General features: G+C 57.4%; 13 protein-coding genes and 1 tRNA gene. 4 read left to right on the top strand and 10 right to left on the bottom strand.

Going from position 1 to position 13,229, the window contains the following annotated elements; translation table 11 throughout:
- Positions 1-2: 2 nt before the first annotated feature.
- Entirely contained in the window at positions 3-479 is a 477-nt protein-coding gene (locus tag BM225_RS08710; protein ID WP_072709037.1) for a flagellar basal body-associated FliL family protein, read from the bottom strand.
- 112 nt (positions 480-591) lie between these two features.
- Between BM225_RS08710 and fliF the strand changes: the two genes are divergently transcribed.
- The 4 genes from fliF to fliP are packed head-to-tail and all read left to right on the top strand — an operon-like array spanning position 592 to position 3,738.
- On the top strand, positions 592-2,160 hold the full coding sequence (gene fliF, locus BM225_RS08705; protein ID WP_072709035.1) for a flagellar basal-body MS-ring/collar protein FliF: 1,569 nt from the start codon (positions 592-594) through the stop codon (positions 2,158-2,160).
- Positions 2,157-2,750, top strand: a complete 594-nt coding sequence (locus tag BM225_RS08700) for a FliH/SctL family protein (protein ID WP_072709033.1) — start codon at positions 2,157-2,159, stop codon at positions 2,748-2,750. The genes fliF and BM225_RS08700 overlap by 4 nt, the downstream gene beginning before the upstream one ends.
- 3 nt (positions 2,751-2,753) lie before the next feature.
- Entirely contained in the window at positions 2,754-3,008 is a 255-nt protein-coding gene (locus BM225_RS08695; protein WP_072709031.1) for a FliM/FliN family flagellar motor switch protein, read from the top strand.
- Positions 2,998-3,738 carry a flagellar type III secretion system pore protein FliP gene (gene fliP / locus BM225_RS08690; protein ID WP_072709029.1) on the top strand — a complete coding sequence of 247 codons (741 nt, stop codon included), beginning with the start codon at positions 2,998-3,000 and terminating at the stop codon, positions 3,736-3,738. The genes BM225_RS08695 and fliP overlap by 11 nt, the downstream gene beginning before the upstream one ends.
- A gap of 11 nt (positions 3,739-3,749) precedes the next feature.
- On the opposite strand, the gene BM225_RS08685 is transcribed toward fliP, so the two are convergent.
- From BM225_RS08685 to BM225_RS08640, 9 genes are all read right to left on the bottom strand, one after another.
- On the bottom strand, positions 3,750-4,850 hold the full coding sequence (locus tag BM225_RS08685; protein ID WP_072709027.1) for a flagellar basal body P-ring protein FlgI: 1,101 nt from the start codon (positions 4,848-4,850) through the stop codon (positions 3,750-3,752).
- Complete coding sequence (locus tag BM225_RS08680; RefSeq protein WP_072709025.1) at positions 4,850-5,818, bottom strand: flagellin; 969 nt, start codon at positions 5,816-5,818, stop codon at positions 4,850-4,852. The genes BM225_RS08685 and BM225_RS08680 overlap by 1 nt, the downstream gene beginning before the upstream one ends.
- Positions 5,818-7,140 (bottom strand): flagellar hook-associated protein FlgK, encoded by a 1,323-nt coding sequence (flgK, locus tag BM225_RS08675; protein ID WP_072709023.1) that lies wholly within the window; start codon positions 7,138-7,140, stop codon positions 5,818-5,820. The genes BM225_RS08680 and flgK overlap by 1 nt, the downstream gene beginning before the upstream one ends.
- A gap of 10 nt (positions 7,141-7,150) precedes the next feature.
- A complete protein-coding gene (locus BM225_RS08670) occupies positions 7,151-8,446 on the bottom strand; it encodes a flagellar hook protein FlgE (RefSeq protein ID WP_083595760.1) in 1,296 nt (431 codons plus the stop codon).
- 49 nt (positions 8,447-8,495) lie between these two features.
- On the bottom strand, positions 8,496-9,311 hold the full coding sequence (locus tag BM225_RS08665) for an OmpA/MotB family protein (protein WP_072709019.1): 816 nt from the start codon (positions 9,309-9,311) through the stop codon (positions 8,496-8,498).
- A 137-nt stretch (positions 9,312-9,448) separates the two neighbouring features.
- Positions 9,449-9,524: transfer RNA gene (locus BM225_RS08660), tRNA-Thr, on the bottom strand.
- A gap of 69 nt (positions 9,525-9,593) precedes the next feature.
- A complete protein-coding gene (locus BM225_RS08655) occupies positions 9,594-11,090 on the bottom strand; it encodes a heme biosynthesis protein HemY (protein WP_072708999.1) in 1,497 nt (498 codons plus the stop codon).
- A 10-nt stretch (positions 11,091-11,100) separates the two neighbouring features.
- Positions 11,101-12,474 carry a COG4223 family protein gene (locus tag BM225_RS08650; RefSeq protein WP_177218589.1) on the bottom strand — a complete coding sequence of 458 codons (1,374 nt, stop codon included), beginning with the start codon at positions 12,472-12,474 and terminating at the stop codon, positions 11,101-11,103.
- 66 nt (positions 12,475-12,540) lie between these two features.
- Positions 12,541-13,206, bottom strand: coding sequence for a uroporphyrinogen-III synthase (locus BM225_RS08640; RefSeq protein WP_177218588.1), 666 nt, complete (start codon positions 13,204-13,206; stop codon positions 12,541-12,543).
- Positions 13,207-13,229: the final 23 nt, after the last annotated feature.

The following is a 13,229-nucleotide window of genomic DNA, read 5'->3' as shown; positions in this document are numbered from 1 at the left end:
CCTCAGTTTGGGACAAGTTCCAGAATGAGCAGGTCGATCAGGGGCTCTTCGCCGATCACATCCACGACTCGGTGGCGCATGTGATCGCGGAACTGGTCAATCGCATCGGGATAATCGAAGTACTCGGCCTTGACCGAACGCAGGAAGGTTTGCAGCACGTCAACCACGCGCGGCATGAGCACAGCGACTTTGTCAGCGTCCTCTGGACGAACCTCGAGCACGCCGCGAAACCGCAAGTGACGCCCCGCCAAAAACGGTCCGTTCATCACGATGATCTGCGGAATGTCCAAAAAGACTCCAGCTGCCGGCGCCACATACTTTGGCTCTTCGACAGGGGTCTCTTCTTCGGGCCGAAGGTGCAGCAAATCGAGCCCGACCACTGCGTATCCACCAATGGCTGCCACGAGTCCGAGAATGATCCCCGGCACCACGCCAGAGCCGCCTTTTTTCGCTTCACTTTCTGCTGCTTGATCGCTCATCGCCATCTCCTGCTACGGAAATCAGTTATGAGCAGCAGAAGCTAACCGATTGTTAAGCGTGATCCCCCAAAACGGAAATTGTCAGGCAGAAGTCGACGCTCCGGAGGTTCACGTGCAGCAGTTCATTACGTTATGGAAGAGCTTTGACAGGCGGAAACAGATCATGGTCGTCGGGGCCACTCTGGGAACGTTCGTCGCTATTCTATCCCTTGTTTTCTTTGCGAGTCGGCCCAGCATGGTGCTGCTCTATGGGGGGCTCGATCCGGCCAGCGCAGGCGAAATCACGCAAAGCCTAGAAGGGCAGAATATCCCCTACCGCATTCAAGGTACGAGCATCTTCGTCGACGAATCCCAACGTGATTCTCTGCGGCTCTCTTTGGCCAGTCAGGGTCTGCCGGATTCGGGTATAGCTGGCTACGAGCTTCTGGATGATCTGAACGGTTTTGGCACAACCACGCAGATGTTTAACGCCACATACCTGCGCGCCAAAGAAGGCGAGTTGGCACGCACCATTCAAGCCAATCCGCAGATTCGCGCCGCCCGCGTGCATATTTCGCAAGAGGACAAATCTCCGTTTCGCCGGAATGCCACGGCCAGCGCTTCGGTCTCATTGAAGCTGCAGGGCGGGTCGACAATCAGCCCTGCCCACGCCAAGGCGCTGCAATTTTTAGTGTCGTCCGCAGTCACGGGACTAGAGCCAACAGACGTCGCGATTATTGATGAACGGGGCACTCTGATTTCGGCAGATGCCGAAGATGCGATGATCACCGAAGATGGCTCTGCTGCCGAACGAATGGCGGCGCGAGTCGAACGAATGCTTGAAGCCCGCGTCGGCGCAGGAAACGCCGTTGTAGAGGTCAGCATAGAGCGCGTGACAGAGCGCGAATCGATCGTGGAGCGCTTGGTGGACCCCGACAGCCGAGTCGCCATCAGCAGCGAGACACAGGAAAACTCGGCCACGGCCCGCAGCGCCGAAGCTGGCATGACGGTCGCTTCTGATCTGCCCGAAAATGCGGGCGCGAACGGTGGGGACTCGTCGGAAAACTCAAACGAAACCGTCGAGCGCGTGAATTACGAGGTATCCGAAACCCGCCGCGAAGTGTTGCGCACCCCTGGCGCGATCAAGCGTCTCACCGTCGCCGTCTTGGTAAATGGCGTCCCCGACGACACCGGTGCGATTATCCCCCGAGAGCAGACAGAAATCACAGCGCTCACCGCCTTGGTCGAGGACATTGTTGGCTTTAACGAGGCTAGAGGCGATGAAATCACCTTGCAGTCGATGGCGTTTGTCGGGACGGATCCGGTGTACGCAACGCCTGCGCCCGGATGGCTGGCCTCGACAGCACCTTCTGCGAATACATTGATCCGGCTGGGTGTATTGGCGTTGGTCGCATTGGTCCTTGGGCTTTTCGTTCTCCGGCCGATGCTGCGCAAATCAGACCCCGTCGAACTGCCCGCTCTGGCCGAATTACCCGCAGGTGATTTCAGCATGGCGCCCTTAGAAGGTGAGATTGAGGACATTGGCGAGTTTCAACCCCTATCGACCGATGTCGCAGGCCCCTCGCTAGATCTGCCCGAAGACCCGGTCACCCGAATGCGGGCTCTGATCGACGCTCGAAAAGAAGAAACCATGACGATCCTGCGCAACTGGCTTGAAGACGAGCAGGAGCAAGAGACATGAGTATCGAATTCTTGTTGATGGATTTCGGTACACCGACCGGAGCCGTCAACGACACCACGCCCGAGGCCACGATGAACCTCGATTCCTTCGAAGAGGGCTATAACGCAGGATGGGCTGATGCGGTCAAAGCCAACAAAGACGAGCAATCAGAACAGCAAGCGCAACTGGCAGAAAGCGTGAAAGACTTTGCTTTCTCGCGCACAGAAGTGCAGCAACACACGCTCCGAGAACTCCGCCCTCTGATCGAGGGCGTTTTAACGGCCATCCTGCCGGCGGCGCTCCGGCCTGCCCTTGCCCCCATGATTGTCGAAGCTCTCGAGGAGATCGCAGCCGATAGCCTAAGCGATGAGATCGTCCTTGCAGTGCCCGAAGGTCTTTCGGGCGCTGTTTCGGGACTGCTCGATCTGACGGACTGGCCCGATTTGACCGTGTCCGAAGATGATCGCTTGGGGGATGGCCGCGCAGAAATACGCTGCGGTGATACGACCAAAGCTGTCGATCTCGGGGCCGTGCAAACCCAGATCACCCAACTTGTTTCCGAATTCTTTAATGATCCGCAGCTCACTGCGGCCACCGGCACAGAGGGATAATTCATGAGCAACCGTTTTTCCGCACTTCCAATTGAGGTTCACGTCTGTGTCGGGCGCGCCCGCCCTTCGCTCGGGGAGCTTCTTGACCTCGCGCCAAACGCGGTACTGACGTTGGAGCAGCAAATCGATGACCCTGTAGACATCATGATTGGTGAACGAGTCATCGCCCAAGGTGTTTTAGAAGAGATCGAGGATGGTTCGCGCCGCGCACTATCCGTTCGGCTCACCTCGGTGAAGAGCTTTGAAAATGACGCTTAACGTCCGCGCAGTCAGTCTTGGAATTTTGATTACGGTGACTGCATCCGTGGCCAACGCCCAAGGTCTACAGATTGGTGACATGACGCTGGATGACGATCTGAGCCAGCGCGTGTTGCAAATAATAGCGACCGTCACTGCAATATCACTGGTGCCCGCGACTCTCATGATGGTCACGTGCTTTCCTTACATGCTGACAGTGCTTGTGGTCGTCAGATCCGGGCTGGGGCTGCAACAGTCCCCACCGAATATGCTCCTCATCACGATCGCTCTGTTTTTGACCTATTTCGTGATGGAACCGGTGCTCATGGAAGTCTGGGAGGGCGCAATCAAGCCACTCAATTCAGGAGTCATCTCGATAGAGCAAGCTTACGAGCGGTCCCAAGGACCGTTCCGGGGCTTCATGGAGCCTCGTATCGAGATAGACTCACTCTATCGGCTGGCAGAGATCCGAAACATGGACACAGCGGGGCTAACGGTGCAGACCGCACCCTTTTCACTGCTGGTACCGACGTTCATCCTGACGGAGCTGACACTGGCGTTTCAGGTCGGCTTTGTGGTTTATCTGCCCTTTCTGATCATCGACCTGATCGTCTCTGCGATCCTGATGTCGATGGGTATGATGATGGTCCCCCCGTCGGTCGTCTCTCTTCCCTTCAAGCTTGGGTTCTTTGTCGTCAGCGACGGCTGGTCTCTTTTGGCTGGTGGACTTGTAACGGGGTACATGGGCTGACGCCCATGCCCCTACTTCACCACCAGTTCTGCATACAGAGCACCGGCCGCTTTGATGCTTTTCAGGATATCGATCATATCACGCGGTGAGACCCCCAGCGCGTTCAATCCGCCGATTACCTGAGACAGAGACGTGCCGCCCCTTACCTCAGCCAAACCAACTCCCTGCTCTTCCTCGATCGACGCTGTCGTACGCGGCAGTGTAATCGTCTCTCCGTCGGTAAAAGGATTCGGCTGAGACACAATCGGCTCTTCGCTGACACGCAGGGTCAGATTGCCCTGAGCGACGGCGACACGAGCGATCCTCACGTCATCCCCCATCACAATCGTACCAGAACGCTGGTCAATCACGACACGGGCACGGCGCTCGGGCTCAATGAGCAGATTCTCGATCACACCAATCGCATGAGCCGGTGACGAGGCCCGCGTGGCAGACACATCCAGTTCGACCGTACCGGAATCGGTCATTCGCGCGACAGCTCGACCGAATTTTCCATTTACAGCCCGTTCAATCCGCGCAGCCGTCGTGAAGTCCGGCTCGCGCAGAGCCAGTCTCAACCGGTCCAACGAAGCCAACTCAAACGCAACTTCGCGCTCGACTCGAGCGCCAGACGGGATCGTGCCTGCAGTGGGAACGCCTTGGACGACTTCGGCCGCCTGCCCCGCAGCGACGGCGCCCGCCGCAATAATCGTCCCTTGGGCGACGGCATAGATATCGCCATCTGCTGCATTCAATGGCGTCATAACAAGCGTCCCCCCAAGAAGGCTTTCGGCATCGCCAATCGCAGAGACGGTCACGTCAATCTGCGTCCCAGCTCTGGCAAAGGGTGGCAAGGTCGCGGTCACGAATACACCCGCAACGTTTTGCGGGCGCAGTTGTTCACCAGTAACGTTCACACCAAGCCGCTCTAGCATCGTGCCGAGCATCTCTTCGGTAAACGGGGCATTGCGAAAGCCGTCACCCGTGCCGTTTAGACCGACGACCAGACCGTAGCCCACCAAGTCGTTTCCGCGGACGCCATCAAACTCCACCAGATCCTTGAGCCGGATCGGAGAGGCTGATGCGCTTAGGGTCGAAAATACCAATAAAACAGTCACAAAGAGACGCAGCATCACATGAACTCCGCGAAATTCATGGCCGAAACGCGGGAGGTCACCAAATAGAGCCGTTCCAGAGCCATCTCATAATTTTCCAGCTCAGTTGCGGCCTCATACATATCTGGCGTGGTTAGTTCGGCCAATCGCAGCTCCATAGCGGTCGCTGTCGCGCCGTTGCGCGTTTGAACAGTCTCAATCCTCTCTTGCACGATGCCAAGCGTGCCGCGTGTGTCCGCGATCGCTTGCGCGCCACTCAACAAGTCAGCCCCTGCAGTCACGGCTTGGTCAGCATTACTCACCAATGCGCCAGTTGCCATTGCCGCCAAAGATTGCCGCAAATCAGGCGACAGCGCCGTCACGTCTGAACGAACTGTCTGCCCCGGAGCTATGGTGAACGCGATACGGTCATCAGAGGCACCAGTGTAAGCTGCCGCGTACCCACCCGCATCATCTGTGAAAAAGGCATGAATATGAGAAGCCGCATCAGCATGCGACATGCCCGCAATTTCGACTTCAAGCGTGGCGAGCATGTCCTCGCCCGCGGGCAAAGGCGCATCTGTCACGTTAGCGCCCGAAAACAGGTATCGCCCGCCCGCGGCATAGTTCAGGGTGGACACTGCCTGAGTAAAAGCAGACCGAGCTCCCTCGGAGATCGTATCTAGGGTGCCTGTAGCCTCTGCCTCATGCGCTGCCACGAGATCTTGTGCGAGCCCCGTGGAGAGATCACTGATCATGTCAAGCGCGCTCTGTTGCTGATCCACAAAGAACGCAGCCTGCGTAGACACGCCCGAGTAAGCCGCTAGCCGACTGAGCGTGTTCTGAATAGCATTCAGGGGTTTAAAGTCTGCCTGCAGCGACGCTCTCAGGTTCTGGATTTTGCCTTCTGCAACTGTGGCCGCTGCGGCTTCGAATTTAGCGCTGGTTTGACCGTTGGCAGACCGCAACGCCATGTATTGCGCCAGATCGCTTGCTCCTGTGATCATCAGGTCATCCTCATCAAGGTATCCATCATTTCATCCACGACCGAAATCACCCGGGCGTTCGCGGTGTACAGCTTCTCGATCATGAGCAGCGATTGCAGCTCTGCGTCGCTATCGACGCCTTCGCTGGCAGCGGCCTCTTGGAGTGCGGTGTAGCGCGCATTGGCCGAGGTTTCGCTCATCTCGGCACGAAAGAGCTGCGCGGACTGTTTGCTTACGTAGTTACCAAGACTGTCAGAGATGCTTTCCGTGCCTGCCGCAAGTGTATCCAAGAAGCCCGCATTCGCTACGTACCCCGGCGAGGTTGGAGTAAAGCCATCTCGCAAGCGCCATGGGTCCGCCGAAAGTTGCTCTCTGACGGACAGCACCCCATCACCCTCGGTAAACAGGCCCGCTCCGTCAAACGCCGTCGCGTCCAGCATGCTTTGTCGTTCAGCAGCCAGCTCGTTCGACGCTTGCGGCATCAAACTATCCCTGACCTGAAGCGTTGCAGCGATCTGGCCGCCAATCAGGCGATTGCTGATGTCGTCACCATCCCCGCCGACGATCAAAATCCCAGAGAGCGCCCCGCTGTCCAAGGTCATTGCCTCGTCCATCCCTTGTACTGGCGTAAATTCCAGCGTGACAGCTTTGCCATCCAACAAAACCTGTCCGCCTCTGCTGACCAATGCGACGCTGCCATTGTCCCTCTCAAGGGTCCGCACAGGGATCAATTCTGACAGGGTGGCGATGGCCTGATCCCTCTGATCCGACAGGGTCGCTGCGCCGCGCCCGTTTTCCTTGGTTGAGATGATCTGTTTGTTCAGTTTCTCGATCTGGCTCAAGACTTCGTTGACTGTCTCGACATCCCGCGCAACAGCGTGGTCAGCGGACAAGCGCTCTGCTTGGATGGCGTCCCCTATTGCATTGAATCGCGCCGCCAAATCCTCTGCCGCGTATAGAACTTGGTTCAGCCGCACGTCGCTTTCGGGTTGGGCAGCCGCGCTGATCAGCGTAGACTGCATGTCGTCCAAGGCAGTGGTCAAACTGCCACTGTCCCCAACTGTTCCGACCGCAGCATCGACAGCAGCCAAAGCGTGCGTACGCACTTCGGCCGCCGCAGCTTGCGCGGATTGTGCGTTGAGCGACGCTTGCACCGCAGCGTCGCGGTGGCGCTGTATGCCAGTGACTTGAACGCCACCGTTCAGGTTCGAAACGAGGGAAACCTCGCGTTTGGCATAGGCGGCATTGGACGCGTTCGACAGGTTGGAAGAGACAATCTCTGCCCCCAGAGACGTGGCCCCCAACCCCGACAGCGCATTGGAAATTGCACTCGTCAGAGACATTCAGGCCCCCTTATCGTTTGATGTTGGTGGTTTCTTGAAGCATCTCATCCACAGTTTGGATGATTTTTGCGTTCGACGAATAGGCCCGCTGTGTCTGGATCAGGTCAGTCAACTCGCCTGCTACGTCAACGTTCGACTCCTCTAGCGCATAACTGATGATATCGCCCGTCGGGCCGTCTCCTGCGTCCCACAAGAAGAAGCTGCCGCTATCCGGCGACGGTGCATAGGTCTGGCTGTCCATCGCGATCAAGCCATCAGGATTCGGCAAATCGACCAGTGGCACTTTGTAAATCGCGCGGGTGATCCCTGTGTCATAGAGCGCCTGAACGATCCCGTTTTCATCCACTTCCACCGAAGTCACGTTGCCGATCTCGTATCCGTCTTTGCTGATCGCCAAGGGCGCGAAACCATCAGAGAGCTGCGTCATGCCGGACGCACTTCCCAAAGCGCCGATGTCAAATTCAATTGGACCGCCAGCAACATTCACAGTTAGTTTGCCCGTGGCGCTATCATATGCCCCCCCAGATGTCGCCGTGACAGAAGCGAGCGTGCCGCCGGACGCACGAGAATCGTCGAACGTCAGCACATATTCACCCACACTCGTCCCGCTCGACGCTCCATCACGGATCGTCATAGTCCACTGGTTGCTCGAGCCACTGGCCGGAATGGTTGGGGCGAACTCAATATCCAGGTTCTGAGAGGTCCCCAGATTATCGAAGTACTCAATCGACAGTTCTTGCGTTGAACCATCTGCATCAGAGTCCGTCTCACTCGCCGGTAAATTTACGCCGAGGCTGACCTGTGTGGTCGGCTCTCCAGAGAGTTGGTTTACATTGATCTGAACCGGCTCAAGCGCGTCAGCCGTGTCGCGCGCATAGGTTGGGAACGTCCCATCAGGCAGGGCCGGCCATCCCAGCAGCACCAAGCCCGACCCTGTGGTGAGATATCCCTCTGAGTCCGTACGGAAGGATCCCGTGGAGCTCAGCAGCATTTCTTCGTTTCCATTCACGATGGAGGACTGCTGCGTCACGGGCAAGAAGCCCCTGCCCCGAACAGCCAAATCTGTCGAGTTAGCTGTTGTGACCAACGATCCGGACTCGCCGATCCGCCGTTCAGTCGTGAATCTCACACCGCCAGCAGAATATTGGCCGCCATTTCCTCCGACGACCATAGAATGGAAGTCGGCCTCGGCCTTTTTGTATCCATAGGTCGAGGCATTTGCGATGTTGTCAGAGATGGTTGCCAGACGGCCTGCATTTGCGGCCAGCCCGGCGACGCCAGCATTGAGCGACGAAGAAATTGTCATGGGGCACCCTTGTGTTGTGCGGTCATGCCCCATGCTTAGGAACGGTGCCTTAATGCCTGACTAACGGAACAGGAAGTGGATTGCGCAGAATGATGATTTCGATCCTGTTGTTACCAATGGCCATTGGCGTTTCAGGGTACTTTAACTTCTGATCACCAAAGCCAGTGACGCGCTTTAGGCGATTACGTGGCAAACCACTATTTTCGAGTAATTCCCGTACCTTATCCGCTCTTTCCAAGGACAAACGCCACGTCGGATTATCCTCGAGAACGAGGGGTTTTGCGCCCATATGGCCTGCTACGACAAAGGCATTTCCCGTCCCTTTTGCGGTCGCCGCCACCGTACGTAAAAATGACCGCAAAGTTGATGTTGGGGTTGCAGTCCCCTCTTCAAAGAGCCTCGAATCGGTACGCTCTTCCAATTCCAGAGCGGGGCCCTCGTCGGTCATGCGGAACTCGTAATGTCGACGCATATCCGCGTCTTCGGCCATTTCCAGCGCTTCTTCGAGGCGGAGTTCTAACTCCAGAGCCGCCCCACGAGCAGCCTCTTCTTTTGTTGGGTACAAAGAGGACGCTCCACGCCCTTCAAGCGCAAGGCTCTCTTCGGATGCCAGGCTTTCGCCGCCAAAATTGCCCTGCCCGCCTCCTGAGACCCGCGCCACGGGAATGTCTGGCGTGAAGTAATCCGCCAACCCTTTGCGTTGCTGTTCTGTTGTCGCATTCAACAGCCACATCAAAAGAAAGAATGCCATCATAGCGGTCACGAAGTCAGCATACGCGACCTTCCAAGCGCCACCATGGTGCCCACCACCCGCGACGACTTTCTTTCTTTTGATGATGACTGGCGCGTTTGTCATCGCACCCATAGTCCACCACCTTTCCCACACTCTTGGAATAGGAACTGCGGGTTACCGAAGACTTAAAGCCGACAGAAACTTGAATGGATGGTTAACAGGCAGAAACCACCAAGGTGCTGCAAGTGGTAGAAGATGCAGTGAAGAAGTGGTGCCGGTAAAGGGACTCGAACCCCCGACCCCATCATTACGAATGACGTGCTCTACCAGCTGAGCTATACCGGCACTTCTTCGGTGGACCCTATTGGTCCGCGTGGAGTGCGATTTAGCACCGGCGCACTCCACGGAAAAGACCTATTTTGAGGTCTCTTTTTGCTCTTCTTCGGCCTCAATGACCTCTGCTTCCTCGATTTTATCGGCTTCTGCAGTCGGCTCGCTCGCGGGAACAATGGCGTTCTCTGCAGGAGCTTCGGGCGTCCCAACGATCAAGGGCAGCATTTCGGCGTTCAGGCCAGTGGTCGACAGCATCTGAGCAGGGGGCTGGCGCCATGCGAGTGTGTCAAAGCCTTTGCAGTGCTCGCAGATCGGAACCCATTCGTTGTGGATATGATTACAGTTGTCACAAATCCACGATTCACCACGGGGCGCAGTGACCGCACGAGCCAACCATCCGCGGACAACGGCGTCTTCGGCACCTTCGCCACGTTCGATAGCCGCCATCAGTGTCAGCGTGCGCGTGTTAGGCATCTCTTGGGCCAGGTCACCCAAGGCACGGCGCGCAGCGGGGAAATCTTCGGCAGCGATGTTGAGCTCTGCCAAAAGTTGCTTGGATTCGACATCATCTGCGTTTTTACCCAGCAGGGTGCCGAAACGCTTGAGGCGCTGTTGCGGCGTTTCGTCGGGCTCAATCTCAGCGAAAACGGATGCGAGATCGGGATGCGGCTGCACTTCCCACGCCTTTTTCAGAACACGCACAGCATTCCGCTTCTTGCCCTTTTCGATGTACCCACGCGCAGCCATGCATGCGGCGGGGATCAAGTCAGGCGAAAGACGGTTTGCTTCGATCGCTTCCTCGCGGGCCTCGATCGAGGTCTCTTCTGCGATCAGATCCTTGGCCTCGGACAGCGCCAGTACGGCGTCACGACGCTTGTGAACGTCGCGAGGCAGGGCGCCAGTCTTCAGTTTGGTGGCCAAAGTCTTGCGCGCGCCTTTCCAGTCATGGTTTTCCGACTGTAGGCGCAGCAGAACATCCTGAGTTTCTTCGTGTTTGGGCTTCAGGGCGAACGCAGTCTCGGCCAGTTTCAACGCGACCTCGTTGTTCCCTTCGGACAGACGCTGTTTCATCAGACCGCGCACACCGACGAAACGGGTGCGATTGTCCTTGAGCAGTTCTTTGTAGACCTTTTCAGCGGTTTTCTTGTCACCCATCATCTCGGCCGCTTGGGCCGTGATCAGATTGGTAAGTTCAGGACGGTTCAGGTATTTGTCCGCCTGATGCGCCTTATTCATAGCTTCGCGACCCTCGCCGGAAGCAAGCGCCAGCATGCCGTCAGACAGCGCCTTAAAACCTTTGCGCTCTCGATTCCGGCTGAAATAACGGGTCACCGCGGTTTCATCGCCATTGATAAAGCGCACAATCGCGACCAGCAGGCCCAGCAGTTTCAGCAGAATCCAAACCGCAATGATCAGCAGGATCCCTGCGATCACGGATTGCAGCGCACCGAGAGTGAATTCCATGCCACCAAAGGCAATCTGAATGCCGCCGTTGGCTTCCATGAGGTAACCAGCGGACAGGGTCAGCGCGGCGACAATGAGTACGAACAGGATAATTTTAGCAAGCGACCAGAGCATCGGGCGGGCCTCAGTTATTCAGGGTTTGTGCAAGCGACTCGGCCGCTGCGAGAGCATCCTGACGCGTGCGCGCCATTTCGATCCACGGAGCCATCGCGGGCTGCGCAACTTCGGGCAGGCCGTCGAGTTCCGCGAGCGCATCTGTCAAACGCGCCTCTTTCAGCGCAGCCTCGGCACGGCTGAGGATCGCATCGGTTCCATCACCTTCTTTGGGCTCCAGAGAGCGGGCGCCAAGCTGATTCATCAAGAATGCACTCACGCGATCCGCTGCACCCCCATCAGCCGTCTCGGCGCGGGTGTCCGCCAGCGCCTCTCGGGCGTGGGCGGGGTAGGCGTCGATCAATTGTGTCAGGCTCGGAATCCCGTCCGCGGCAGGACCAGCGAGCGATGCGGCAATATCTGCACCAGTGTTCGCGCGCAAATCGGCCAGAGCCGTTTCATAGGGCGCGCCAGCATCAAGGGCTGACTGCACCCGTGTCAGCGCAGCGCGTGCCATCGCCTGACGAGAGGTTTCCTCGGCTGCAGCTTCGGCTTCAACCGCCTCTTTGGCCATGTTTTCGATTTCTTCTTTCTGCGCAGCCACTTCCTGACGCAGGGTGTTCACCTCGTCCTCAAAGGCCGAAACAGCCGCATCGCTCGCCGCTTCGACGGGGCGCTGCTCCATGTCGGTCATGCGCTGTTCGAGCGCGGCCAACGCTTCGGTGAGGCGTGTATCAAGCGATTGAAAGTTTCCCTCGACCGCTGCAATGCGCTCTTCGATTGCGCTGGTGTCAGGCGTTGCAGGCACTGCGTTCGCGAGCTCGTCGATCCGAGCCGACAAGGCTTCCTGAGCTGAAGTTCGCTCAGCTTCACTTTCTTCGAACTGAGCAGCAAAGTCCCCAGTTGCACCAGAAGCTGCAAACGGACCGGTCTGGTAATAGTAAGAGGTTGCACCAAACCCAATGGCCGCCGCTGCGACGCCGCCAAGGAGCATGGGGAAAAATCCGCCCTTCCGCTCGACCACAGTTTCTTTGATGACTTCTTTCGGAGCCTCGGTGGGCGCCACTTCGGTCATGTCGATTTGCTCTTCATGCATCTCGACAGCTTCGGCTTCGGCTTCGGCTTCGGCTTCGGCTTCGGCTTCGGCTTCGGCTTCGGCTTCGGCTTCGGCTTCGGCTTCGGCTTCGGCTTCGGCTTCGGCTTCGGCTTCGGCTTCGGCTTCGGAAGAAGCATCCTCTACAGCGTCTGTGCTGTCATCCTCTTTGTTGGCAACATCTGCGGTGTCATCCGCAGGCGTTTCAGGGGCCACAGTTTCGGACTCTTCGGACTTTACCTCAGCACCGGTTTCCTGAATTTCGGACGACGCGTCTTGCGTCTCTTCCGGCTTGGCTGGTTTTTGGTCCATGGTCGTCTCAACCCCCCTAAAATCAAATAGCCTTGCGAATATCTTCGCCGCAACTTAGCCCCTTATCTAGGGGCTCACAATAAATCCGTCCTCGTCAAATAGGCCAGCAATGCCCTTTGCCATAGCAGGACTATCCGCCCTTGACGCAATAATAATGGTTTTTGCCCATCCTTGCGGCAATTCTGATGCAACTGCCCAACTCATCGCGACAACATAACGCGGGGCAATCCCGGTCACTTGTTGCGCTAACAGCTTGGCACTCCGCGGAGAAAACAACGGCAAGACCACCGGAAAAGTTCCATTAAGCAGAATTTTCGCATCTTCGGTAAGGGAAATGGGCGTCTGAGCATAGACCACTTTTTCGCGCGTTAAGATGCCGTGAGTCGACAATCGCTGCGCAACATCGCCCCGCGAAACCTCGCCGCGCAAGTGCAGGAGCGGTGCTTTGGGGCCCAGCCTAAGAAGCCCCTCGACCAGCTCATCCGCATCATCGCCCATTTGACGTGCGGCAAACCCCGCAGCAGCGGCAGCGGCTGTTGTGCGCTGCCCGACCGCATAGACCGGCAGATCCCGACGATCTGTCTTGGCGATCAACGCATCGACACCATTTTTCGATGTGACGATCAAACCTTTGACGTGCTCTAGCGGCAACAGATCGGGCAGGGGGGCGATGTCCAAAACAGGTGAGATTACAATCGGCATCGCGCATGGCATCACTTGCGCCAGTTCCATCGCAAACCGCTCGGCCCCTTCGC

It is taken from the genome of Donghicola eburneus (assembly GCF_900115865.1).
Taxonomy (GTDB): domain Bacteria; phylum Pseudomonadota; class Alphaproteobacteria; order Rhodobacterales; family Rhodobacteraceae; genus Donghicola; species Donghicola eburneus.
Note: the sequence above shows the minus strand (reverse complement) of the source record. Positions and strands in the feature narration are given on the sequence as shown.

What these genes read in the sequence shown, in the direction of transcription:
- BM225_RS08710 (WP_072709037.1), bottom strand. Translation starts at nt 479, where the DNA reads ATGAGCGATCAAGCAGCAGAAAGTGAAGCGAAAAAAGGCGGCTCTGGC.
- BM225_RS08700 (WP_072709033.1), top strand. Translation starts at nt 2,157, where the DNA reads ATGAGTATCGAATTCTTGTTGATGGATTTCGGTACACCGACCGGAGCC.
- BM225_RS08695 (WP_072709031.1), top strand. Translation starts at nt 2,754, where the DNA reads ATGAGCAACCGTTTTTCCGCACTTCCAATTGAGGTTCACGTCTGTGTC.
- fliP (WP_072709029.1), top strand. Translation starts at nt 2,998, where the DNA reads ATGACGCTTAACGTCCGCGCAGTCAGTCTTGGAATTTTGATTACGGTG.
- BM225_RS08685 (WP_072709027.1), bottom strand. Translation starts at nt 4,850, where the DNA reads ATGCTGCGTCTCTTTGTGACTGTTTTATTGGTATTTTCGACCCTAAGC.
- BM225_RS08680 (WP_072709025.1), bottom strand. Translation starts at nt 5,818, where the DNA reads ATGATCACAGGAGCAAGCGATCTGGCGCAATACATGGCGTTGCGGTCT.
- flgK (WP_072709023.1), bottom strand. Translation starts at nt 7,140, where the DNA reads ATGTCTCTGACGAGTGCAATTTCCAATGCGCTGTCGGGGTTGGGGGCC.
- BM225_RS08670 (WP_083595760.1), bottom strand. Translation starts at nt 8,446, where the DNA reads ATGACAATTTCTTCGTCGCTCAATGCTGGCGTCGCCGGGCTGGCCGCA.
- BM225_RS08665 (WP_072709019.1), bottom strand. Translation starts at nt 9,311, where the DNA reads ATGGGTGCGATGACAAACGCGCCAGTCATCATCAAAAGAAAGAAAGTC.
- BM225_RS08655 (WP_072708999.1), bottom strand. Translation starts at nt 11,090, where the DNA reads ATGCTCTGGTCGCTTGCTAAAATTATCCTGTTCGTACTCATTGTCGCC.
- BM225_RS08650 (WP_177218589.1), bottom strand. Translation starts at nt 12,474, where the DNA reads ATGGACCAAAAACCAGCCAAGCCGGAAGAGACGCAAGACGCGTCGTCC.
- BM225_RS08640 (WP_177218588.1), bottom strand. Translation starts at nt 13,206, where the DNA reads ATGGAACTGGCGCAAGTGATGCCATGCGCGATGCCGATTGTAATCTCA.